Raw genomic sequence first — 22,256 nt, 5'->3', positions numbered from 1 at the left:
TGCCCGGCGCCAGGTCGTCGGCGGTTAAGCGACGATCGCAGACATGAAGACAGTGCTCATCACAGGGGCGAACAAGGGCTTGGGCTTCGAGACCGCCCGCCGATTGCTCGAAGCCGGCCACACCGTCTACATCGGCGCGCGTCATGCTGAACGCGGTCGCATCGCAGCCGACGCGCTCGGCGCGCGTCTTGTTCTGCTGGATGTGACCGATGACTCGTCAGTCGACGCCGCGGCCGCCACCATCGCGGCGAAGGGTGGGCTCGACGTACTCATCAACAACGCAGGCCTCGAGGAACGCACCGCCGAGAACGGCGTACCCGGTGCGGGCGACGAGACCGCGGCAAGCATGGAGCGAATCTTCGAGACGAATGTGTTCGGGGTCGTCCGGATGCTGCACGCGTTTCTGCCGCTGCTGCAGCGCTCTCGCGAGCCAGTGATCGTGAACGTCAGCAGCGGCCTCGGCTCGCTGAGCGACCTCAGCGAACCCGACCAGCCCACCTACTTCTATCCGGGGGTCGCCTACCCGGCCTCAAAGACCACACTGAATGCGATCACAATTCAGTATGCGAAGGCGTTCCCAGATATGCGAATCAATGCCGTCGATCCGGGCTACACGAACACGGACCTCAATGGCCGCACGGGTACGCAGAGTGTCGAGGAGGGCGCCTCGATTATCGTGCGCATGGCACAAATCGGCTCTGACGGACCTACAGGCGCATTCCTCTCCGCGCAGGGCGCCGTGCGGTGGTAATCGGAACCCCATTCGCGGCGCCGGCCCGCGGCATCCGACGTCCTCGCGCCTCGGTCAGCCGAACGACGGCACCGCGACCTCGACGCGTCCGCGCGTGCTGCCCCTCGAGGGCGCCCGCGGCCGCGATAGTCGTGCTGTCGGGGTTCGTCCAGAGCCTTGCTCCACGCGACTCAGGCGTGTCAAGGGTTCGCGGACGACCGTTCAGTCGGTCGCGAATCGCTCGTCGAGCCACCGGATCAGGTCGGCCCGTACCTCGGCGCGATTCGGCTCATTGAAGATCTCGTGCCGGTCGCCCTCGTAGACGATGAGCTGCGCGTCGACGAGGCCGCACCGGCGCACGTAGTCGCGGAGGAGGCGCACGGTGTTCCGCTCGGAGGAGACCGGGTCGTCCGAGCCGACCATGATGAGCAACGGGAGCTCGGAGGGGATGCGCCGCGACGGCCAGGTCGTGAGCCGGAACACGTCGACCCAGCCGAGGAGCTGCTGGATCGTGCGATCCGTCGTGTACGGATCGGCCTGGAACGCCTTCGCGACGCCCGGATCGCTGCTCAGCCATTCGACGGAGGTGCCGCCGGGTCGCTCGAAGCCCTTGTTGAGGTTGCCGAGGTTCCCGTACCCCGGGATGAGCCGCGCGGTGCCCGACAGCACGACCCCGTCGAACGCGTTCGGCATGCGATTGAGCACATGCTGCGCCATGAACGATCCCCACGAGTGCCCGAGAAGCACGAGCGGCACGTCGGGTCCCTCGGTCTCGCGGATGATTCCGGTGAACTGCTGCATGGCATCGATCGCGGCGCGCACGCCGCCCGGGCCGAGCCGCCCCATGCGGGTGAGGTCGCCGCCGTGCTGCTCGAAGCCGGTCTGCCCGTGGCCGCGGTGATCGTCGGCCCACACCGAGTACCCCGCTTCGTTCAGCGCCTCGATGAGCTCGGAGTATCGGCCGATGTGCTCACCGATGCCGTGCGCGAGCTGCACGACCGCGGTCGCCTCGGGCACCCGCCACGACCGGTAGTGGATGTGCACGCCGTACGCGTCGGTGAAGATCGGCATGCGGCCATTGTGGCATCGCGCGGTCAGGCGACGCGGGTGATCTCGACCGTGACGAAGAGTTCGGAGGTGCTCGCTCCCGCGTAGACGCCGCGCAACGGCGGCACATCGCTGTAGTCGCGGCCCCGACCGACGAGCACGTGGAGGTCGCCGACCTCGACGAGGTTCGTCGGATCGTAGCCGTGCCATTCCCCCGCGAACCACTCGACCCACGCGTGCGATTCGCCGACGACCGTGTCGCCGATCGCGGCGCCCGCGTCGGGATGCAGGTATCCCGAGACGTAGCGCGCCGGGATGCCGATCGAGCGCAGGGCACCGATCGCGAGGTGCGCGATGTCTTGGCAGACTCCCTTGCGTTCGCCCCACGCCTCACTCGCGGTCGAGTGCACGCCCGTGACCCCGAACATGTACTCCATGGCTCCGCCGACGGCGCGGCACACCTCGAGTGCGGTCTCGCCTACCGGTGCGCCCTCGGCCGCGATCTCCGCGGCGAGCGCGGCGACGTCGGGCGGCGGCGCCGTGACGGGCGAGGGAGTGGATGCCTCGACGAGGGTGAGCGTCGACTTGGCGGCCTCTGCCAGCTCCTCCCACGAGAGCTCGCCGCGACGGTGCGGGGCTGGGCGCACCTCGACGAGGCTCGTCGCCGTGACGGCGAGCTCGCGGTGCGGGGTCAACACCTCGAACGTGGAGACCCTCGTGCCCCAGTAGTCGAGGTAGGAGTGCTGGGTCGCGCCCGGCCGGATGTCGAGTCCGGCCTGCAGCACGAACTGCTCGCCGCCCGAGTGCGGCAGCATGCGCGCCTCGTTGTACGACGCCGTCGCGGGCTGCTCGTAGCTGAAGCCCGTGCGGTGCACGATGCTGATGCGGCTCATGAAACCTCCCCGATCCAGACCGGCGCGACGCTCGTCGGGAAGTAGCGCTGCCGGATCGCCTCGCTCGCCGACGAGGTGACCGATTGGATATGCTCCATGTGCGCCGTCAGGTCGGTGAGGATCTCGGCGATCGGACGGTACTCGAGCTCGGAGCGGATCTGGCCGAGCAGTCGCTGCCCCTGGTCGGTGACGCCGACACGGCCGGCACGCGGGTCGATCTCGCGCAGCGATTCCTCGGCACGGATGACGCTCGAGATGATCGACCGCGGGAAGAGTCGGTCGAGCAGCAGGAACTCGGCGGCCGACTGGGTCGACGGCACCCCGCGATAGCTGCGGAGGTAGGCCTCATAGCCGCCGCAGCTGCGCAGGATCGTGGTCCAGCTCGGGCCGCTCGCCTCGGTGAGCGAGCGCGTCGCGAGGAGGCGGGCGGTCATGTCGGCGCGCTCGAGGGCGCGTCCGAGCGAGAAGAACTGCCACGCCTCGTCGCGACTCGTCGCGGAGTCGACGACGCCGATCGCGAGCGCGGAACGGTCTCGGACCCAGCGGAAGAACTCGTGCGTCTTGTCGCCGGCGACGCGTCGCGGCATCCGTGCATTCGTCTGGTTCAGCGCCTCCCACAGCTCGGTCGAGACGATCTCGCGGGCGCGCCTCGCGTTCTCGCGGGCGGCGGCGATGGAGTGCGCAATCGACGCCGGGTGCGTGCGGTCGACGGCGAGGAGGGCGATGACGTCGTCGCGGCCGAGCGGCACGTCTTCGTTCGCCTCGCTGCCCATCACGGACAGGAGCGACCGGCAGGCGGTGTCCTCGTCGATCCACGGGTCTTCGAGCAGGAGCTGCAGGTGCACGTCGAGGATGCGCGCGGTGCCGTCGCTGCGTTCGATGTACCGGCCGATCCAGAAGAGGGACTCGGCGATGCGGCTCAGCATGGGAACGCCTCCGCCCCGCGGGCCTGCTGCTGTTGTTGCTGCTGCTGGCGCACGGGCGCCTCCTCGTCTTGCGGTGAGGCCTCGGGTGGATGCAGCCCATGCGTGGAGCCCCCGGTGGACCCCGCATCGGCGGCCGCCACGACGGCGATCGCGCTCGTCTCGACCGCCTTCGTGGCCTGGTCGGCGACGAGCGCGCCCATGCCCGCAGTGGAGCGTCCGGCGCGCATCGTGCCCGCGGCCCCGGCACCAGCCCCGTTCGCGGAGTCGCCGTCGAGCACCCACGTGTCCTTCGAGCCGCCGCCCTGGCTCGAGTTCACGACGAGCTGCCCCTCGGGCAGGGCCACTCGAGTGAGGCCGCCGGGCAGCACCCACACGTCGGTGCCGTCGTTCACGGCGAAGGGCCGGAGGTCGGCGTGACGAGGCCGCATGCCGTCTTCGACGAGCGTGGGGATCGTCGAGAGCTGCACGACGGGTTGTGCGATCCAGCCGCGCGGGTCGCGGAGGAGCTGCGTTCGCAGCTGGGCGAGCTCGGCCTTCGAGGCATCCGGACCGATGACGAGGCCCTTGCCCCCCGAGCCGTCGACGGGCTTCACGACGACTTCGTCGAGCCGGTCGAGCACCTCGGCGAGCGCCTCGGGCTCCTCGAGCCGCCACGTGTCGACGTTGGGCAGGATCGGCTCCTCGCCGAGGTAGTAGCGGATGAGGTCGGGCACGTAGGTGTAGACGAGCTTGTCGTCGGCGACGCCGTTGCCCACGGCGTTCGCGATCGTGACGTGCCCGAGACGGGCCGCGAGCAGCATGCCGGGCGCGCCGAGCACCGAGTCGGGCCGGAACTGCTGCGGGTCGAGGAACTCGTCGTCGACGCGGCGGTAGATGACGTCGACGCGCGTGGGGCCGGCGGTCGTGCGCATCCACACCCGGCCGCCCGAGCAGAAGAGGTCGCGGCCCTCGACGAGCTCGACGCCCATGAGGCGGGCGAGCAGGGTGTGCTCGTAGTACGCGGAGTTGTGCACGCCCGGCGTCAACACCACCACGGTCGGGTCTTCCACGCCCTCGGGCGCGCTCGCGCGCAGCGCCTGCAGCAGCTTGTTCGGGTAGTCGCCCACCGGCCGCACGCGCATCGAGACGAAGAGCTCGGGCAGGGTCTGCGCCATCACCCGTCGATTCGAGATGACGTAGCTCACGCCGCTCGGCACCCGCACGTTGTCTTCGAGCACTCGCCAGTCGCCGCGCTCGTCGCGGATGACGTCGATGCCGGCGACGTGGATGCGCACGCCGTTCGCACTCGAGATCCCGGCGGCCTGCCGGTGGTAGTGCGTCGAGGAGCTGATGAGCGCGGCCGGGATGACGCCGTCGCGCACGGCCGCCTGGGGCCCGTAGACGTCGGCGAGGAACCGCTCGAGGGCGCGCACCCGCTGGGCGACGCCCGCTTCGACGATGGTCCACTCGGGTGCCGCGATGACGCGCGGCACGGCATCGAGCGGGAAGGGCCGCTCCTCACCCGCGAAGTCGAAGGTGACGCCCTGGGCGAGATACGAGCTCGCGAGCGCGTCGGTGCGCCCGCGGAGCTCCTCTTGCGTCATGCGGGCGAGGGCCGGATACAGCTCGCGGTAGGGCTCGCGCACACTCACCCCGTCGGTCGGGAACATCTCGTCCCACGGTTGCGCTCGCCGCTTGCGCTTGCGGCCCGAGCGAGCCGGGGTGTAGCCGTCGAAGAGCGTTCCCATGGCACGAGGCTCCCAGTCTGTGGTTACCGCGATGTTACCGGGGTGCGTCGCGCGTGCGGCGTGGGCGGCGCAGGCATCCGCAGACTTTACTTAGCAAGGCTAATGAGCTATGCTAAGTAATCTATGGCAACGATCGCGGAGCAGAGCACCGAACTCCGTCTCGCGACCTTCCGGCTGGCCCGCCGCATCCGTGCGCAGAAGGCCGACCAGGCCCTCTCCGACGCGCAGTTCGCGGTGCTCGGCGAGCTCTACCGGCACGGCAGCCAGACTCTCACCCAGCTCGCCGAGCGCGAGCGGGTGTCGGCGCCGTCGATGAACCGCACGGTCAACCACCTCGAAGAGGCCGGCTATCTCGCGCGCACCCTCGACGACGTCGACCGCCGCAAGACCAACATCACCCTGAGCGACGCCGGCCGCGACGTCGTGAAGGCCACGCTCTCGAAGCGCGACGCCTGGCTCACCACGCGCCTTCGCGAGCTCTCGAAAGAAGACCGCGCGACCCTCGCCCGGGCCGCTGAACTGATGGGAGGACTCGCCACCCAGTGAGTGCAATGTTCCGCTCCCTCGTCCACCGCAACTACCGAATCTGGTTCATCGGCGCCCTCGTCTCGAACGTCGGAGCCTGGATGCAGGCCACCGCCCAGAACTGGGTGGTACTCACCGAGCTCACCGACAACGACGCCTTCGCCGTCGGCATCACGATGGCACTGCAGTTCGCCCCGCAACTGCTGCTCGTTCCCGTCACCGGGCTCATCGCCGATCGCTTCGACCGGCGCAAGATCCTCATGGTCACGCAGACCGCGCTCATGACGCTCGGCGTCGCGCTCGGCCTCCTGCTCGTGTTCGGCGAGGCCGAGCTCTGGCACCTCTACGTGTTCGCGCTGCTCCTCGGCATCGTCAACGCCGTCGACACGCCCGCTCGCCAGACCTTCGTCGCCGACCTCGTGTCGAGTTCGCACATGTCGAACGCCGTGGCGCTGAACTCCGCCTCGTTCAACGCTGCGCGGATGATCGGCCCCGCCTCGGCCGGCTTCCTCATCGTGCTCGTCGGCTCGGGCTGGGTGTTCATCATCAACGGAGCCACGTTCCTCGCCGTGCTGGTCGCACTCGCGATGCTGCGCGGCAGGCAATTGACACGGATGCCGCGAGCCCCTCGCGCGCGCGGCCAGTTCGTTGCGGGCTTCCGCTACGTCGCCCGTCGCCCCGACCTCGTGATCGTGTTCGTCATGGTGTTCCTCATCGGCGCATTCGGCATGAACTTCCCGATCTTCTCCTCGACGATGGCGGTCGAGTTCGGCCGCGGAGCGGGCGAATACGGCCTGCTGTCGTCGATCCTCGCGATCGGCTCGCTCACCGGGGCGCTCCTCGCCGCTCGTCGCGACCGAGCCAGGATGCGCGTGATCATCCTCGCGTCGGGATTCTTCGGCGCCGCCGTCCTCATCGCCGCCCTCATGCCCACGTTCTGGACCTTCGCGGCCTCCACGATGCTCATCGGCTTCGGCGCGGTGACCATCCTCACCACGGCGAACGGCTATGTGCAGACGACGACCGAGCCCGAGCTCCGCGGCCGGGTGATGGCCCTCTACATGGCGATCCTCTCGGGCGGCACGCCGCTCGGAGCACCCATCGTGGGCGCCGTCGCCGACGCGTGGGGTCCGCGCTGGGCGCTCGGCGTCGCCGCGGTCGCCGCCGTCGTCGCGGCTCTCATCGGGCTCGGCTGGCTCTTGTTCGCACGGGGCATGCGCGTGGTGCGGCATCCGCGATCCGCTTGGCGACCCGCAGTGCGATTCGCGGATGCCCCGACCGCCGCGATCGCCGTCGTCGCCACCCGGCCCGTGCGGCTCGTGCACGACCGTGCCAAGCCGGGCGAGGGCGAGCTCGTGCCGCCCGTGCCGAATGACCGGCTCGTGCCGGCCGACTTCTCGGAGCAAGTGGCGCTCACCTCGCCGATCCCCCTGCCGCGGCCGCAGCCTCGCGACCGCGCCGACGCCGTGCCGCGCCGCGACCACGACGAGGCGCAGCACCGCGATCACGACGGGGCGCGCCAGGCGGCCACCGGCCCCAAGCCGCGGCCGAAGCGCGCCGACCGGCACCGCACCGACGCCCGGCCGCGCCCTCCGGTCTGATCGCCGCCGCGGCGCCGCACCCGGAACTTCCGACGAGCGAGCAATGCACGCACCAGGGCAATCGTGTGCTTGTCCTGCATACTCATCGCTATGAGCCACGCGCGAGTATCCGAAGGCGAGGTCGTCCTGGAGACGGATCGGCTGCTGCTCCGGCGTTGGCGTGTGTCCGATGCCGCCCTCCAGCGTGAGCTGTGGACCGAGCGCGATCCTCGCGTCCCTCCGCATCGTCGGATAACCGCCGATGGTCACCCGACGCTGGAGGACATCGAGGGCTGGATCCGTCGCGGAGACCCGGATGCCTCCCTGGGGCTTTTGGCGGCAGAGCGAAGGGGTTCCGGCGAGGTCATCGGCTACTGCGGCCTGATTCCAAACGCCCACGGACAGGAAGGCGAGCCAGAACTGGCCTATGAGTTTCTCCGTAAGGTCTGGCGTCAGGGATATGCAACTGAGGCCTCGTGGGCAGTGCTCAGCTGGGCGGAGGAGTCAGGCTACCGACGCCTGTGGGCGACAGTCCGTGATTGGAACACGGCTTCTCGTCGTGTTATGGCCAAACTCGGATTTGTCGAAACCACTCGAGTTGAACCTGACGACACCCACGGGAACTCGCTGTTCTACATGAAGGACTTGTAGTCGCCTTCGCGATCCAGCGAGGTGCATATGGTGGGACCGTTCTTGTTCGCGCGGGTAAGGGGATGACTGTGACGCTGTATTCAGATTTTCCCGGGCGACGAACGATGCAGATCGTGGGTGACGTCTTCGCACTCGTGGTGCTTCTCGGCGGAATTGTTGTGGCCGTGTCGATTCACAACGCGATCGCCGCGTTCGATGCGATCGGTCGGGATGTGGAGCAGTCAGGAACCGGCCTCGCGTCGACGATGAGCGACATCGGCGACAGCCTGGCTGCGATACCGCTGATCGGCGGGAGCATAAGGGCACCGTTCGACGCCGCCAGCGACGCGGGTGGGACGCTCGCTGCCGCCGGCGACGATTGGCAGCGGACCGTGCAAAGTCTCGCGGCTTTCACCGCATGGACGGTTGTCGGTCTGGTCGTGTTGATCTTGCTGTTCGGTTGGATCCGTCCTCGAATCACCGGCATCGCTCGCCGCGCCGCGGCGAAGCGCCTCACCGACTCCCCGACATCCCTGGACCTGCTTGCGTTCCGGGCACTCGCCACCCGGTCGCCGCAGGACCTCGCACGCGTGAACGCGGACGTCGCCGGCGCCTGGCGCCGCGGCGACACGGACGTCATCAGGCAACTCGCGGCCCTCGAGTTGAAAGCCTCGGGAATTCGCCTTTCCGGCTCGTAGTCTGAATGCGTGGCCGAATGGGATCAGGGGCTCCTCGACAAGATGCAAGCGGCCTTTGTCGAGCGTCACCTCGGCGTACCCGCGCTGGTGGAAGACATGTCGTGGGGCTTGGTGGACACTCACGTGCTGCATGTACGGACGGGAGACCAGGACTTCGTTGTGAAGGCGGCGGGCCCAGACAATCACCACATCCCGCGGGAGATCACAGCTTACGAGTCCTACACCGCCCCACTTGCGAGAAGTGGGCGCGCCGCCCGGCTCGTGACGAGCGATCGCGCGACCAATCTGCTGATCACCGAGTACCAGCCCGGAGTGCTCGTCGAGGAGACGCCCTTCGAGTGGGCGTCGGATGTCCATGCACAGGCCGGCCTCCTGCTTCGCTCGCTCCACGATCAGCAGGAACGAGTCGACACCGACTATGAGCGCCGTGCCACGGCCAAGGCGCTTTCCTGGCTCGATCGACCACACCGGATCTCCCCGCGGGTCGACGCAGAGGCGCGGCGCATCCTTGGCGCGTACCGCCCGGCACCTGTCGTAGTCGTTCCCACTCACGGCGACTGGCACCCGCGGAACTGGCTGATCGACGATGACCGAGTGAGGGTGATCGACTTCGGGAGATTCGACTTCCGGCCACGCGAAACAGACCTCTGCCGGCTTGCCAACCAGCAGTGGAGGGAGATCCCCGCCCTCGAAGTTGTCTTCCTCAACGGCTACGGCGCCGATCCACGTGGCGAAGAGGTCTGGCCGATCGAGCTCCTACGCGAAGCCATCAGCACCGCCGCATGGGCGTTCCTCGTCGGCGATGTCGCGTTCGAAGCGCAGGGGCATCGGATGCTCGACGAAGCAATCTCCCGCTTCTGATTCGTGCCGCGTTTGTTCGTTGCACTCGAGTGCGTCATCAAGAGCCGACAGTCACAAAGGGATGAACTGCCAGCTCCTAGAATGCGCGGGTGGACCTTTGGCATCTCGGCGCGCCGATCGGGCCGATGATTCGCGTCCACGGCGGGTTCGCCAACCGGATGTACCGGCTCGACACCGACCAGGGGTCGTTCGCGGTGAAGGAGTTGAACCTCGTCGACCGCCGCTGGACCTATCGCGTCGAGGATGTGTTCAGGTTTGAGCGGGCGGCCTTCGCTGCCGGCATTCCGATGCCGGAGCCGATCTCGGCCAGCGACTACACGCTCGTTCACCGATGGGTCGAAGGCGAGAAGGTGCCCGAAGCGCCGGTGTCGGCGGCGTACGCGTTTGAGATCGGTGAGATCCTCGCGCGCATCCATGCGCTCGACGTCGCGTGGACCCATGTGCCGATCGAGGACCCGACGTCACGGGACTGGTCCGAGCTCGCCGCGCGGGCGGCGGCGACCGGACAGCCGTGGGCCGACGAGCTCGCCTCTCACGTCGAGACGTTCCTCGCGATTGCCCACTTCGTCGACACCTGCGAACGGCCGGGCCCCGTCGTGCTGACCCACAGGGACATCCAACCGTGGAACCTGCTCGCTCGAGAGGGTCGGCCGGTGGTGCTCGACTGGGAGCTCTCGGGGATGCTCGACCTGTCCAGTGAGCTCGGCTCGACCGCGCTGAGCCTCGCGAAGGGACCTGGCTTCGACGACATCAAGCCCGCTATTTTCCGCTCGGTTCTCGACGGCTATGTCGCGGGGGGCGGAGCGCTGCCGCCGTCAGGTCCAAGCTGGTTTGTGTTCATGATCGGCGGCTGGCTGGGGCACACGAGGTGGAACATCCTCCGGTGCCTCGCCGGTGTCGAGGCGAGCACCGGCCCTGACCTCGCGCTGTCGCACGAGTCCGTGCGCAAGGGGGTGCGCGGCCTCCCCGACCTGTTCGGCCGACTTCCGGAGCTCGAGGCGCTGCTCGTGTGACAGTGACCTGCGCCGGTGCGCCCCGCAGCAGACGCCGACCGCGGCAAGCCTGCTCTCGATCGGGCGCCTGGATGCGGTCCTAGATCGCGCGAAGTACGAACTTGTTGCCGTCGGGATCGCTGAGGACGGTCTCACCCGTCTGGCTGATGGCCTGACGAGAGGCCCCGAGGGCCAGCAGTCGGCTTACTTCATCATCGAGCTGATGTCTCGCGACGGAGAGCACCAAGTATCGACGATCTCGAGCAGTCTTTGGATTTACGGTTTCACCGTTCCAGGCGATCTTTGTTCCACCGGCAGGAGACTGGATGGAGGTTTCTTCGCCCTCGTCCCACACAAGAGGCCATCCGAGTACCAGGCTCCAAAACAGTCCAACAGTTCGCGTGCCATCGCACGTGACCTCCCCCAACGGACCACATCCGGCCAAGTAGGAGTTCCTGTCTTCGATCACACAGAACTCATCTCCGACCACATCGGCCATGACCGCGTAACTGTTCTCCGGTACGTGACCGCTGCCGAGAAGCCGCGCCCCGAGCTTCAGGCACACCGCGATGGTGTCACTCTGATCACGGGGTCCGTCAGCGAGATGAAGGTGAAGGCGATTCTTCTCCTCACCATGAGGAGCGCCGGCGGTAAACCGGATACCCACCTGTCCTGACTCCCCGGCGAGCAAGATCCCGGCGCCGTCGCCTTCAAGGGGTCGGTTCAACACGGCTCCCCAGAACTCTGCGTCGCGCTGCGGATTCTGAGAGCGGAACGTCACCGACTGTAATTCGATGGTCACTCTACGAAGTTAGTACGACCTCTCCAGAGGTCGGTCGCCGGCGCGGAACATCCCGAAAGCAGAACCGCCAGAACTGCCACGGCCGCCGTCCCGATTCGCTTCATCGCATCTCCCACCTTCGCGCGACGCGGCCGAAATGCTGGCAGCGCGTCTCTCTCAGCCATCGAAGACCGAGACCCGCGAATAGAGAAGGCGCCCGCCGTCCGCCGGCGAGCGCCCCTCCAGTTGCCAGCTCTACTCGATCGCGAACAGCGTGTAGGAACCCGCGTTGTCGGCGTTGATCACGATGCAGTCGATGGACTGCTTCTCGTCTTCGCCGGTCTCGCCGGTCGTGATGAACCGGTCGGCCTGCTGCACGGCGAGCTGCGAGATCAGCACGGCCGGCTGCAATCCGGTGGCGAGGAGCTTGCCGTCGGCGATGGCCGCCACTGCATCAGGGCTCCCGTCGAAGCCGGCGATGACGACCTTGCCGGTGAGTCCCGCGGCCTCGACCGCAGCGACGGCGCCGAGCGCCATCGTGTCGTTGCCCGCGATGATGCCCTGGACATCGGGATCACGCTGCAGCAGCGTCTCGATCTTGCTGAACGCCTCATCCTGGCTCCAGTTGGCGGTCTCCTTCGCGACCTGGGTCAGGTTCGGGTACTGGGAGATGACGCTCGCGAACGCCTCGGAACGAACGCCCGCATTCGTGTCGGACTCCTTGCCGGTGAGCTCGAGGTACTTGCCGCCATTCGGAAGTGCCGCGACGAACTCCTCGGCGACCGCTGCCGCACCCTGCGCGTTGTTGGCGACGATCTGCGCCTTCGCGATGCCGGTCTCGTTGATCTCACGATCGATCAGGAAGACGGGGATGCCGGCATCCTCGGCCTTCTGCACCGGACCGATCGAGGCGTCGGCGCCGGCATTGTCGAGGATGATCGCCTTTGCGCCGTTGCTGATGGCCGCGTCGATGAGTTCGCTCTGCTTGTTCGGGTCGTCGTCGTGAGATGCGACGGATGTCTCGTATCCCAGCTTCTCGGCCTCGGCCTGGGCCGCATCCGCCTCCGCCTTGAAGAACGGGTTGTCGTGAGATGGCGTGATGATCGCGATGAGCCCGCCCGCCTCACCGTCTCCGCCAGTACCGCCATCCGCTCCGCTGGGAGACGAACAGCCCGCCAGCGCCAGTGCCGTGAGTGTGGCCGCAGCAGCCGCGATGATCCTGCGTCGCATGTCTTGCCTTTCGATCGGGTGTTTCACTAACGGGCACCGGCCGACGGCCGGCGCCCTCTCGGTCAGTTGTCCGCCTGCGGCGCCTGACGCGAAGACTGTCGGTCGGCCGCGGCGAGGGCGGCGTTCTTGGAGCGCTTGATGCGCTGCTGGGCTTGATCGAGCATCACGGCGAGGATGATCACCGCGCCCTTGATCGTGATCTGCCAGAACGTCGACACGCCCAGGAGCACGAGACCGTCGCTGAGGAAGCCGATCACGAAGGCGCCGATCAGCACGCCTCGCACGTTGCCCCGGCCCCCGGTGAGCGCTGCACCGCCGATGACGACGGCGGCGATCGCGTTCAGCTCAAACGTCTCGCCGAGTTGCGGAGCCGCGCTCGTGAGTTCGGACGAGATGATCAGTCCGGTCGTGGCCGCGCAGAAGCCGCTGATGATGTACACGCGCATCTTCACCTTCTTCACCGGCACGCCGGAGAGCTCGGCTGCGCGCTCGTTCCCGCCGGTGGCGTAGACCCAGCGGCCGAAGGGGGTCTTGCGCAGCACGAAGACGGCGATCAGGGCGAAGACGACCATGATCCAGATGGCGGTCGGGATGCCGAGAATGCGGCCGCCGCCGATCAGGAGGAATCCCTGGTTGCCCAGCTCCTCGCTGCCCGCGAGCCGCGGGTAGGTGGTGCCGTTCGAGATCAGCAGGGCCGCGCCGCGGGCCACGTACAGCATGCCCAGTGTGGCGATGAACGGTGCGACGTTGAACCTCGTGACGAGCACCCCGTTGACCGCCCCGACGAGGGTTCCGACGGCCAGCGAGGCGACCACGACGACCCAGACCTGCGGAAAGGCGACGATGTCGAACAGCTCCAGCTGCCACCCCTGCAGCAGGGTGCCGGCGACGACGCCGGACAGGCCGACAGTGGAGCCGACCGACAGGTCGATGCCGCCCTTGAGGATGACGAACAGCATGCCGATCGCGAGGATCGCGTTGTAGGCGACGTGCTTGGTCATCGTGATCAGGTTGTTCATGGTCAGGAACGAGTCCGACAGCGACGCGAAGACGATCACGAGGAGGATCAGCGCGATGAAGGCGCGTCCCTCCATGAGCAGCGACCAGATGTCGACGTTGCGGGACGGCCGCTTCGGGTCGGGCGTCGGCTTCGTGGTCGTGGGTTCGACGTGCTGGGTGGTCATGGCGTTCATCGGTGTGCGCTCCCCGTCAGTTCTTCCTCGGTCGCCTCTCCGGAGGCGATCATCAGGTCTTCGCGTGTGGCGTTCTTCGGGTCGAACTGGCGGACGATGCGGCCCTTCGACATCACCACGACGCGGTTCGAGACGCCGAGCGCCTCGCTCACCTCCGACGTGGCGAAGAGCACAGCGAGGCCGCGCCGGGCCTCACGGGCCATGAGGGCGAAGATCTCGCCCTTCGCTCCCACATCGATCCCCCTCGACGGTTCGTCGAGCAGGATGACGTCGGGTTCGGTCATGAGCACCTTTCCGATGACGACCTTCTGCTGGTTCCCGCCTGACAGCGAGGTGATCGACGCTGAGGGACCGGATGTCTTGACGCGAACGTCGGCGATGCCCTTCTCGACGGCCTCCCGCTCGCAGCGATCGCCGATCCAGAAGCCCCGCACGTACGCGATCAGGCTCGCGAGGGAACTGTTCTCCCCCACCGACATGGTCTGCACGAGTCCGTCGCGCTGCCGGTCCTCCGGAACGAGTGCGAGCCCCATCCGGATGCGGTCGGCGATCGACTCGCCGCGCAGCTCCTTCCCGCCGACGGTGACCGTGCCGCGCTGGATCGGCGCCCGGCCGGCGAGTGCTTCGAGCAGTTCCGTGCGGCCGGCGCCCATGAGTCCGTAGAGGCAGACGATCTCGCCGGCCCGGACGTCGAGGCTGAGGTCATCGACGGCGAGACGAGTGGGATTGGATGGGTCGGCGACCGTCACGTTCCGCAACGACAGTGCGATCTCGCCGAACTCGTCGCGCAGGTCGGGGCTGAGGTCGTCGGCTGACCGTCCGACCATGTTGGAGATCACCCACGCGATGTCGATCGCGTCGCGTTCCCCCGTCGCCACGAGCTCGCCGTCACGGAACACAACCGCGTGGTCGGCGATCTCGAGCGCCTCCTCGAGGTGATGGGAGATGTAGACGATGGCCACTCCCGAGTCGGTCAGCTCGCGGATGAGCCGGAACAGCACTTCGACCTCGTTGCCCGAGAGCGCCGACGTCGGTTCGTCCATGATCAGCACCCGCGCATCGCCGGCGAGCGCGCGTGCGATCTCCACGACCTGCTGCTGCCCGAGGCGGAGGTCCGCGACGAGGGTGCGCGGGTCGAGCTGCTCCTCCAGCCGTGCCATCAGTTCGCGTGTTCGCACGTTCTCGGTGCGTTCGTCCACGACGATGCCCCCGCGAACGAGCTCCCGGCCCATGTAGATGTTGTCCCTGATGCTCAGGTTCGGACACAGGCTGAGTTCCTGGTGGATGATCGCGATGCCGTGCTCCGCCGCGTCGACGGTGCTGGCCAGCTGGATCTCACGGCCGTCGAGCTCGAGGATGCCGCTCGTCGGCGTCTCGACCCCGGAGAGGATCTTCATGAGCGTCGACTTGCCCGCACCGTTCTCGCCGAAGAGCGCCGTGACCGCACCGCTCCGGATCTCGAAGTCCACGCCCTTGAGTGCCCTCGTGGCGCCGTAGGTCTTCGTGATCTGCCGTGCGCGCATCACCACGGCGTCCCGTTCGATCGCCGCGTCGCTCACGGCTGCACCTCGAACACCACGGGGACGATGGACACGAGTGCGGGATTGACCCTCGTGAACGCGCCGACGACGTGCAGCGTCTTCCCCTCGAGCGAGACGGGGTCGAGATCGCTCAGCGCCGTCTCGCGCACGCTGTTGTTCAGCTCGGTCGCGACCTCCTGGAACTCGAGCTGGTTCTTGAACTCGTTGAAGGAGACCGTGCCGGTGACGTCGCGGATCGCCGTTCCGTTGATCGCCGGGCCGATCTGCACCTGCACGGTGACACCGCCCGGGATTCCTTCGACCGTGACGGGCAGGATCGATCCGTTCGGGGCTCCCGCGACGGCCGTGAACTCCACCGGGAAGCTGTACGAGCTGCCCGCTCCCGGCGTGTGCCCGAACTCCGCTTCGTCGGCCCCGGCCGCCAGCTCTTCCAGCAGGCCGGCGAGGTCGATCGCGTCGGCCTCGATCTGCGGCGCGATCTCCGACTCGTACCGTTCGGCGGCATACCCGGCGGGGTCGAACGCCTTCCCGCTCGTGGCCGCCTGCGCGTCATCCGTCGTGACGAACCTGGTGCTGGCCACCGCGGCGGAACCGAGCACGAGCACGGCGATGGTCCACACCATCCACGGCCTGATCGGTGGGCGTCTGCGGGTCGGACGGGTCATGGGCTGCTCCTTTGCAGGTCGTGCGGGGTGGGTTCGCGGTCCGCCGGGATCAGCGTTCGATCTTGTCGAGGTGGAGCATGCGGGCGAGGTTCTTGTCGAGCTCGTCGTCGCGGAAGACGCGCTTCCAGTCGTCCTTGATGATCGCCTCGCGCCCGTAGTCCATCGCGATGAGGCACGCGTCGCTGAACGGGTTGTCGCCGCGCAAGCCGTTCGCGAGCGCGACCTGCGTGTGCCCGAGCAGGATCGAGCGAGCCGCGGCCTCAGGCACGCCCATGGTGTTCACGGCTTCGTCGAGTGCCTCCTTCAGGAGTGCGCCCACCATGCACGCGATCGTCTCGACGAGGGTGGGCTCGAGCTGGGCGAGCTGCTTCACCGTGACCCAGTGCACGTCGATGACCGGAGCGTAGATCGCCCGCACGGTGGCCTCGACGATCGCCTGCTTGGCCGGGTCATCCGACTCGATCGCCGCGATCGCGTCTTGCGGCGCCGCGATGCCGCCGAACGTGTCGGCGTACTCCTCGGGGGTGGTGCGCTGGAGGAAGATCGACGGATGGCAGGGGTGCGCCACCGCCTGGATGACGTCGTCGCGCGTGGTGAGCAGGCCTGCGTACGCGGCCGCCGGGTCGAGCGTGAGCACGATCGCGCCGGGCTTCAGCTGCGGCACGAGATCGGCCGTGACGGGACCGAGCGCGAGATCGGGCACCGCGAGCACGACGATGTCGGCATCGCGAACGGCTTCGGGCGAGTCGGTCAGCTCGCGGCCGGCCGCGCGGACGCGCTCCTGACCGGCGGGGGAGTTCTCGCTGTAGTAGACGGTGTGATCGGTCTTCACGAGGTTGTCGGAGACGCGCATGCCCATCTTGCCGCCGGCGCCGATGACGGCGATCGTGTGCGTCTGCGTGGTGGTGGTGGTGCTCATCGGATGCTCCTCAGGTAGTCGAGTGCGGTGGTGGTCCAGGCGATCTCCGCCTGGACGGTGGTCTCGGGGTCGCCCTGCCAGGGCAGCCAGTGTTCGACGATCTCGTTCACGCCGCGGGCCTCGGGATCCACCGCGGCGAATAGGTGCGCGTAGTCGTGGAGCCCCTCCCCCATGGGCGCGCCGCTGTAGGTGAATCCGACCCAACCCTCCTGCCGGGAGAAGGCGAAGTCCTTGGCGTGCACGTTGCGGGTGAGCGGCGCGCACCGCTCGACGGCGTCGCGCGGCAGCTCGAGGCCCGCGACGACGTTGGCCGGGTCGAGGCAGATGCCGATCCGATGGCTGCCGACGCGCTCGACGAGCCCGACGAGGTCGGCGGTCGACACGTGCTCGTAGGTCTCGAGGGCGAGCGTGACGCCTTCGACCTCGTAGGCGGGCATGACCTGGCGCAGCATCTTCTCGGCATCGTCGAGGCTTGGTCGGAAGCCCGGCGCGTAGATCATGCTCCGCACGAGACCGGCGTCGAATCGCTCTGCAAGGCGGAGGAACGTCATGAGGTGACCGGGCGAGACACCCTTGGTGCCGAGCTCGATCCGGATGCCGAGCCGGCGTGCCGCGAGCGCCGCCTCGTGCAGCTCGGCCGACGACATCATCAGCAGCGGTGCATAGTCGCAGATCTGGAACAGGTCGACGTCGAGCTCGCGGGTGCGTTCGAGTGCCCCGATGAGGTCGAGCGGCTCGGGTACGCGGTCCGACTGCTGCCAGAAGAAGGCGTAGCTGCCGAGGCCGATCACGCGACGACCCCAGCTCGTCGGTCGGCGAGTGCCGCCGCTTCGTCGAGCACGTCGGCGAGCGCGGCGGGGTCGTGCGCGAAGCGCCCGAGGAAGAGCCCGTCGACGGCCTCGCCCAGCCGGGTCAGCAGTCCCGGCCCCGCCGAGCCGCCATAGATCACCGTGCTGTCGTCGCGGTCGTCGAGCGCATCAACGGCGTCGCGGAGTGCGCTCGCCACGATGGCGATGTGGTCGGCGGGGGCGGGCTCAGGTGCCCCGATCGCCCACACGGGCTCGTACGCCACGATGACGCGCCCGGCGGGGGCGCTGTTGAGCGCCGCATGCAGTTGCCGCACGACCTCGGCCGCGGCATCCGTCGCCTCGAGCCGCTCGGACTCGCCGAGGCAGAGCACGGGGGTGAGCCCGTTGCGCAGGGCCGCGGCCGTCTTCGCGGCCACGACCTCCTCGCTCTCGCCGAAGAGCCGCCGCCGTTCCGCGTGCCCGACCTCCGCAAGCCGCACACCGACCTCGGCGAGCTCGGCGGCGGACACCTCGCCCGTGTACGCGCCGGCGTCTTCCGTCGCGACATCCTGCGCGCCGATGACGACTCGTGTGCCACGGAATGCCTCGATCGCCGGCAGCACCTGCACGTAGGTGGGGATCACGAAGCACTCGACTCGGCCGTCGACGACCCCCGGATGCCTCGCCGCGAGCTCCGCGACCCGCTCGAGCCAGCGGCGCGCGTCGGCGTGCCCGAAGTACATCTTCAGGCTCACCCCGACCGACACGCTCGCGGGCATCAGCAGGATCCGGTCGTCTCGTACTGGCCGATCGCCGCGACCTTCTCGGCGGAGGCCGAGGCCGGGTCGAAGCGGTAGTCGACCCACTCGCGCACGAGCCGGCGCGCGAGCTCGATGCCCACCACGCGCTGGCCCATCGTGAGCACCTGGGCGTCGTTCGAGAGCACGCTGCGCTCGACCGAGAAGCTGTCGTGCGCGGTCGCGGCGCGGATGCCCGGCACCTTGTTCGCCGCAATGGCGACACCGAGGCCCGTGCCGCAGATGAGCAGCGCCCGGTCGGCCTCACCGGCGGCGACGAGCTCGGCGGCGGCGACGGCGACTCGCGGATACGACGTGTGCCCCTCGGCGTCGACGCCGACATCGACGACGGATGCCACGCCGCCGTGCTGCTCGAGATCGCGCTTCAGGATCTCCTTGTAGTCGAACCCGGCGTCGTCACTGCCGACGACGATGCGAAGCTGTTCAGGCATGCTCGTGTTCCTTCCCCTCGTCGGTCGATCCGACGAGCACTTCCCCCACTGCGTGCACGATGAGGGCGAACGAGTGGGCGCCGGGATCCGGCGTGCCGAGGCTCTTCTCGGCGTGCGGGCGAGCGCGGCCCATGCGCGGCAGGAGGTCGGCGGTCGCAGCAGCCGCGGTGGCCGCCGTGCTGTCGGCGGTCGACCACGCCCCCGCGAGTCGCGCACCCCCGGCGATCTCGCGCTCGAGCGACTCGGCGAACGGGAGCAGCGCGTCGACCATCGTCTTGTCGCCGAGCTGCGCCTTCCCGTACGCGACGACGCCATTGGCCGCCGAGCGCACGCCCGCCGCCACCGCGTCGCGCGTCGGCGCGTGCTCGTCTCCGAGCGCCTCGCCGACCGAGCGGAGCACGACGCCCCACAGTGCGCCCGACGTGCCGCCGGCCCGGTACGACCAGGCGTCGGCCGCCCGTGCGAACACCGTGCCGGCGCCGGCGCCCGCATCGGCGGTGTCGCGCGCCGCCGCGAGTGCTGCGTGTGCGCCGCGTTGCATGCCGATGCCGTGGTCGCCGTCGCCCGCGATCGCGTCGAGGTGTCCGAGCTCGTCGACGTTCGCATCGACGACGGCGGCGATCGCGGCGATCGCCTCGACGGCGGTCGCGGCCGCCCTGCGCGACTCGGCAGATCCTTCAGGGATCGCGTCGGCCGCGGCATCCGTCGCCTCGGCGATCTCGTCGAGCTCTGCAGCCACGACGGAACCCTTGCGATAGGCGGGGGTGTCGGCCGGGGCGTTCCAGAGCCGTTCGAGCTCGTCGTCGAGCCAGAAGAGCGTGAGGGAGGTGCCGGCCATGTCGAAGCTCGTGCAGTACTCGCCCACGTGCGGGTCGACGATCTCGATGCCCGCCTCCTCGAGGAGCCCGGCGATGCGGCGATAGACGACGAACATCTCCTCGTACTTGAGGGCGCCGAGCCCGTTGAGGATCGGCACGACGCGCGCGCCCCGCGCTTCGGCGACGCCGTCGGGGAGCTCGGCGAGAAGGCTCCCGACGAGCAGTTCGGCGAGCCCGTCGGCCGTCGGCACGTCGGTCTCGTCGATGCCGGGCTCGCCGTGGATGCCGAGGCCGACGGCCATACGCCCCTCGGGCACGGTGAAGAGCGGGGCATCCGCGCCCGGGAGGGTGCAGCCCGTGAATGCGACGCCGAACGAGCGGGTGCGCTCGTTCGCGTGGCGAGCCACCCGCACGACCTCGGGGAGGTCGTATCCGGCCTCAGCTGCCGCGGCAGCGGCCTTGAACACCGTGAGGTCGCCGGCGATGCCGCGTCGGCGGTGCTTCTCGACGGCGGGCGCGCTCGAGATGTCGTCGGTCACGGTCACCGTCTCGCACGGAATGCCCGCGGCCCGCAGCTCCTCCTGCGCGGCGTCGAAGTTCAGCACGTCGCCGGCGTAGTTGCCGTAGGTGAGCAGCACGCCGCCGCCGTTCTGGGCGGCGGTCGCGACCGAGCGCACCTGGCCCGTCGCCGGCGACGCGAAGAGGTTGCCCATCGCGGCACCGTGCGCAAGGCCCTGGCCGACCAGTCCGCCGAAGGCCGGGTAGTGCCCGGAGCCGCCGCCGATCACGACCGCGACCTGGCCCTCGGGCGATCGCGTCGAGCGCACGACTCCCCCGGGCACGTGGCGCACGTAGCGGCGGTTCGCGGCCACGAAGCCCTCGATCATCTCGTCGGCGAAGTCCTCGGGCCGGTTGTGCAGGCGCGTCATCGGCGCGCCTCCGAGACCTCGTCGTCGGCGGCCGATGCGGCATCCGATGCGATGACGGATGCCGCGGCATCCGGCCCATGACCGCGTGCCACCCTCACCCGGCCGCTGCGGGCGAGCCCGACCATGAGCAGGGCCGACACGAGCATGAATCCGCCGACGAGAACCATCGGCACCTCGTAGCCGCCGGTCCAGTCGTGCACGACGCCCGTGATGTAGGGGGCGCTGAATCCCGCGAGGTTGCCGACGGTGTTGATGAGCGCGACTCCGGCAGCGGCGGCGGCCCCCGTGAGGAACTGCGTCGGCAGGGTCCAGAAGTTCGGGAGCGCGGCGAAGATCGCCATGGCCGTGATCGAGATGACCGCGATGGTGGCGGCCGGCGACCCGGCGAAAAGTGCGAGCGGGATGCTCACGGCGCCGGCGATCGCAGGCGCGGCAATGTGCCACGTGCGCAGGCCTCGGCGGGCGGCGTCTCGCGACCACAGCCAGAGGGCGATCGCTGCGGGAACGTACGGGATCGCGGTGATGAGCCCCTTCTGGAGCACGTCGAACTCGACGCCGGCCTGTGCCTGGAAGCCCTCGATGATCGTCGGGAGGAAGAACGCGAGTGCGTAGAGGCCGTAGATGAATCCGAAGTAGATGAGCGAGAGCATCCACACCCGGCCGCTCTTGAAGGCGTGCTTCATGGAGACGTGGTGCTGCGACTTCTCGGTCGCGGCCTTCTCGGAGGCGAGCGCGCCGGTGAGCCAGGTCTGCTCGGCCGGGGTCAGCCACTTCGCGTCGGCCGGGCGGTCCTTGAGGGTGAACCACGCGATGACGCCGATGACGATCGCGGGGATCGCGACGCCCAGGAACATGAAGCGCCAGCCCTCGAGACCGAGGAACACGCCGTGCTGCTGAATGAGCACGCCCGCGAGCGGTGCGCCGATCACGGTCGTGAGGGGTTGCGCGAGGTAGAAGAGCGCGAGGATCTTGCCGCGGTGCGCGGCCGGCACCCAGAGGCTCAGGAAGAGGATGGCGCCGGGGAAGAAGCCCGCCTCGGCGACGCCGAGCAGGAACCTCAGCACGGCGAGCTGCTCGAAGTTGCCAACCCACGTGAACAGGGCGGCGACGATGCCCCAGCTCACCATGATGCGCGCGAGCCACTTGCGGGCCCCGAAGCGGTGCAGCGCGAGGTTCGAGGGCACCTCGAGCAGGATGTAGCCGATGAAGAAGACCCCCGAGGCGAAGCCGAACTGCGCCGCCGAGAGCGCGAGATCCTCGTTCATGCCGTTGGGGGCGGCGAACCCGATCGCGGTGCGGTCGAGGTAGTTGATGAAGAACATCAGCGCCACGAAGGGCACGAGGCGCACGGCCACCTTTCGGATCGCGGATCGCTCGACGTCGCTCATCACAGCTGGTTGCGCTGTCCTGGTGTCCACTCTGACTCCTGTCTGTCCGACTCTGGTCCGGGCCCGACGATCGCCCCTTGCTACGTCGGGCCCGGCTCACCATATTGGCAAACCGGTTGACCAATTGCAAGCCGCGCGTCACGTTC

Annotated in this window: 22 protein-coding genes; 7 read left to right on the top strand and 15 right to left on the bottom strand. The window is 68.6% G+C overall.

The window, feature by feature from the left end; translation table 11 throughout:
- Positions 1-43: 43 nt before the first annotated feature.
- A complete protein-coding gene (locus QFZ29_RS19780) occupies positions 44-751 on the top strand; it encodes an SDR family NAD(P)-dependent oxidoreductase (protein WP_306896357.1) in 708 nt (235 codons plus the stop codon).
- A gap of 201 nt (positions 752-952) precedes the next feature.
- Here QFZ29_RS19780 and QFZ29_RS19775 read toward each other — a convergent pair whose 3' ends face one another.
- From QFZ29_RS19775 to QFZ29_RS19760, 4 genes are read right to left on the bottom strand one after another with little or no spacing between them, the layout of a single operon-like run.
- Complete coding sequence (locus QFZ29_RS19775; RefSeq protein ID WP_306896355.1) at positions 953-1,801, bottom strand: alpha/beta fold hydrolase; 849 nt, start codon at positions 1,799-1,801, stop codon at positions 953-955.
- 23 nt (positions 1,802-1,824) lie between these two features.
- A complete protein-coding gene (locus QFZ29_RS19770; RefSeq protein ID WP_306896353.1) occupies positions 1,825-2,670 on the bottom strand; it encodes a transglutaminase family protein in 846 nt (281 codons plus the stop codon).
- Positions 2,667-3,596 carry an alpha-E domain-containing protein gene (locus QFZ29_RS19765; protein ID WP_306896351.1) on the bottom strand — a complete coding sequence of 310 codons (930 nt, stop codon included), beginning with the start codon at positions 3,594-3,596 and terminating at the stop codon, positions 2,667-2,669. The genes QFZ29_RS19770 and QFZ29_RS19765 overlap by 4 nt, the downstream gene beginning before the upstream one ends.
- Positions 3,590-5,323, bottom strand: coding sequence for a circularly permuted type 2 ATP-grasp protein (locus QFZ29_RS19760; protein WP_306896349.1), 1,734 nt, complete (start codon positions 5,321-5,323; stop codon positions 3,590-3,592). Before QFZ29_RS19760 ends, QFZ29_RS19765 begins: the two co-directional genes overlap by 7 nt.
- Positions 5,324-5,446: 123 nt before the next feature.
- On the opposite strand from QFZ29_RS19760, the gene QFZ29_RS19755 reads away from it, so the two are divergent.
- The 6 genes from QFZ29_RS19755 to QFZ29_RS19730 all read left to right on the top strand — a co-directional run bounded on the left by QFZ29_RS19755 (position 5,447) and on the right by QFZ29_RS19730 (position 10,630).
- Positions 5,447-5,869: a MarR family winged helix-turn-helix transcriptional regulator gene (locus QFZ29_RS19755; RefSeq protein WP_306896346.1), complete on the top strand. Its 423-nt coding sequence runs from the start codon at positions 5,447-5,449 to the stop codon at positions 5,867-5,869.
- A gap of 5 nt (positions 5,870-5,874) precedes the next feature.
- Positions 5,875-7,449, top strand: a complete 1,575-nt coding sequence (locus QFZ29_RS19750; protein WP_306896345.1) for an MFS transporter — start codon at positions 5,875-5,877, stop codon at positions 7,447-7,449.
- A gap of 90 nt (positions 7,450-7,539) precedes the next feature.
- Positions 7,540-8,079, top strand: coding sequence for a GNAT family N-acetyltransferase (locus QFZ29_RS19745; RefSeq protein WP_306896343.1), 540 nt, complete (start codon positions 7,540-7,542; stop codon positions 8,077-8,079).
- Between the two features lie 62 nt (positions 8,080-8,141).
- The gene (locus QFZ29_RS19740) at positions 8,142-8,756 is read left to right on the top strand and encodes a hypothetical protein (protein ID WP_306896341.1); all 615 of its coding nucleotides are present in this window, start codon (positions 8,142-8,144) and stop codon (positions 8,754-8,756) included.
- 9 nt (positions 8,757-8,765) lie between these two features.
- Positions 8,766-9,617 (top strand): phosphotransferase, encoded by an 852-nt coding sequence (locus QFZ29_RS19735; protein WP_306896340.1) that lies wholly within the window; start codon positions 8,766-8,768, stop codon positions 9,615-9,617.
- 89 nt (positions 9,618-9,706) lie between these two features.
- The gene (locus QFZ29_RS19730; RefSeq protein WP_306896338.1) at positions 9,707-10,630 is read left to right on the top strand and encodes a phosphotransferase family protein; all 924 of its coding nucleotides are present in this window, start codon (positions 9,707-9,709) and stop codon (positions 10,628-10,630) included.
- A gap of 79 nt (positions 10,631-10,709) precedes the next feature.
- Here QFZ29_RS19730 and QFZ29_RS19725 read toward each other — a convergent pair whose 3' ends face one another.
- The 11 genes from QFZ29_RS19725 to QFZ29_RS19675 all read right to left on the bottom strand — a co-directional run bounded on the left by QFZ29_RS19725 (position 10,710) and on the right by QFZ29_RS19675 (position 22,110).
- Positions 10,710-11,411 carry a VOC family protein gene (locus tag QFZ29_RS19725; protein ID WP_306896336.1) on the bottom strand — a complete coding sequence of 234 codons (702 nt, stop codon included), beginning with the start codon at positions 11,409-11,411 and terminating at the stop codon, positions 10,710-10,712.
- Positions 11,412-11,645: 234 nt separating this feature from the next.
- On the bottom strand, positions 11,646-12,620 hold the full coding sequence (locus tag QFZ29_RS19720; protein WP_306896335.1) for a D-ribose ABC transporter substrate-binding protein: 975 nt from the start codon (positions 12,618-12,620) through the stop codon (positions 11,646-11,648).
- Positions 12,621-12,682: 62 nt separating this feature from the next.
- The gene (locus tag QFZ29_RS19715; RefSeq protein WP_306896334.1) at positions 12,683-13,804 is read right to left on the bottom strand and encodes an ABC transporter permease; all 1,122 of its coding nucleotides are present in this window, start codon (positions 13,802-13,804) and stop codon (positions 12,683-12,685) included.
- A gap of 5 nt (positions 13,805-13,809) precedes the next feature.
- A complete protein-coding gene (locus tag QFZ29_RS19710) occupies positions 13,810-15,372 on the bottom strand; it encodes a sugar ABC transporter ATP-binding protein (protein ID WP_306896332.1) in 1,563 nt (520 codons plus the stop codon).
- Positions 15,369-16,019 (bottom strand): DUF2291 family protein, encoded by a 651-nt coding sequence (locus QFZ29_RS19705; RefSeq protein WP_306896330.1) that lies wholly within the window; start codon positions 16,017-16,019, stop codon positions 15,369-15,371. The genes QFZ29_RS19710 and QFZ29_RS19705 overlap by 4 nt, the downstream gene beginning before the upstream one ends.
- A 49-nt stretch (positions 16,020-16,068) precedes the next feature.
- Positions 16,069-16,938 (bottom strand): phosphogluconate dehydrogenase C-terminal domain-containing protein, encoded by an 870-nt coding sequence (locus tag QFZ29_RS19700; RefSeq protein WP_306896329.1) that lies wholly within the window; start codon positions 16,936-16,938, stop codon positions 16,069-16,071.
- On the bottom strand, positions 16,935-17,729 hold the full coding sequence (locus tag QFZ29_RS19695) for a TIM barrel protein (protein ID WP_306896328.1): 795 nt from the start codon (positions 17,727-17,729) through the stop codon (positions 16,935-16,937). Before QFZ29_RS19695 ends, QFZ29_RS19700 begins: the two co-directional genes overlap by 4 nt.
- Positions 17,726-18,505, bottom strand: coding sequence for a triose-phosphate isomerase family protein (locus tag QFZ29_RS19690; protein WP_306896326.1), 780 nt, complete (start codon positions 18,503-18,505; stop codon positions 17,726-17,728). Before QFZ29_RS19690 ends, QFZ29_RS19695 begins: the two co-directional genes overlap by 4 nt.
- Entirely contained in the window at positions 18,505-18,975 is a 471-nt protein-coding gene (locus QFZ29_RS19685) for a ribose-5-phosphate isomerase (RefSeq protein WP_306896324.1), read from the bottom strand. The genes QFZ29_RS19690 and QFZ29_RS19685 overlap by 1 nt, the downstream gene beginning before the upstream one ends.
- On the bottom strand, positions 18,968-20,722 hold the full coding sequence (locus QFZ29_RS19680; protein ID WP_306896322.1) for a dihydroxyacetone kinase family protein: 1,755 nt from the start codon (positions 20,720-20,722) through the stop codon (positions 18,968-18,970). Before QFZ29_RS19680 ends, QFZ29_RS19685 begins: the two co-directional genes overlap by 8 nt.
- Positions 20,719-22,110 (bottom strand): MFS transporter, encoded by a 1,392-nt coding sequence (locus QFZ29_RS19675; protein WP_306896320.1) that lies wholly within the window; start codon positions 22,108-22,110, stop codon positions 20,719-20,721. Before QFZ29_RS19675 ends, QFZ29_RS19680 begins: the two co-directional genes overlap by 4 nt.
- Between the last annotated feature and the right edge of the window lie 146 nt (positions 22,111-22,256).

Origin of the sequence: Agromyces albus (assembly GCF_030815405.1) — a bacterium.
Classification (GTDB): domain Bacteria; phylum Actinomycetota; class Actinomycetes; order Actinomycetales; family Microbacteriaceae; genus Agromyces; species Agromyces albus_A.
This window is presented reverse-complemented; position numbering and strand designations above follow the sequence as displayed.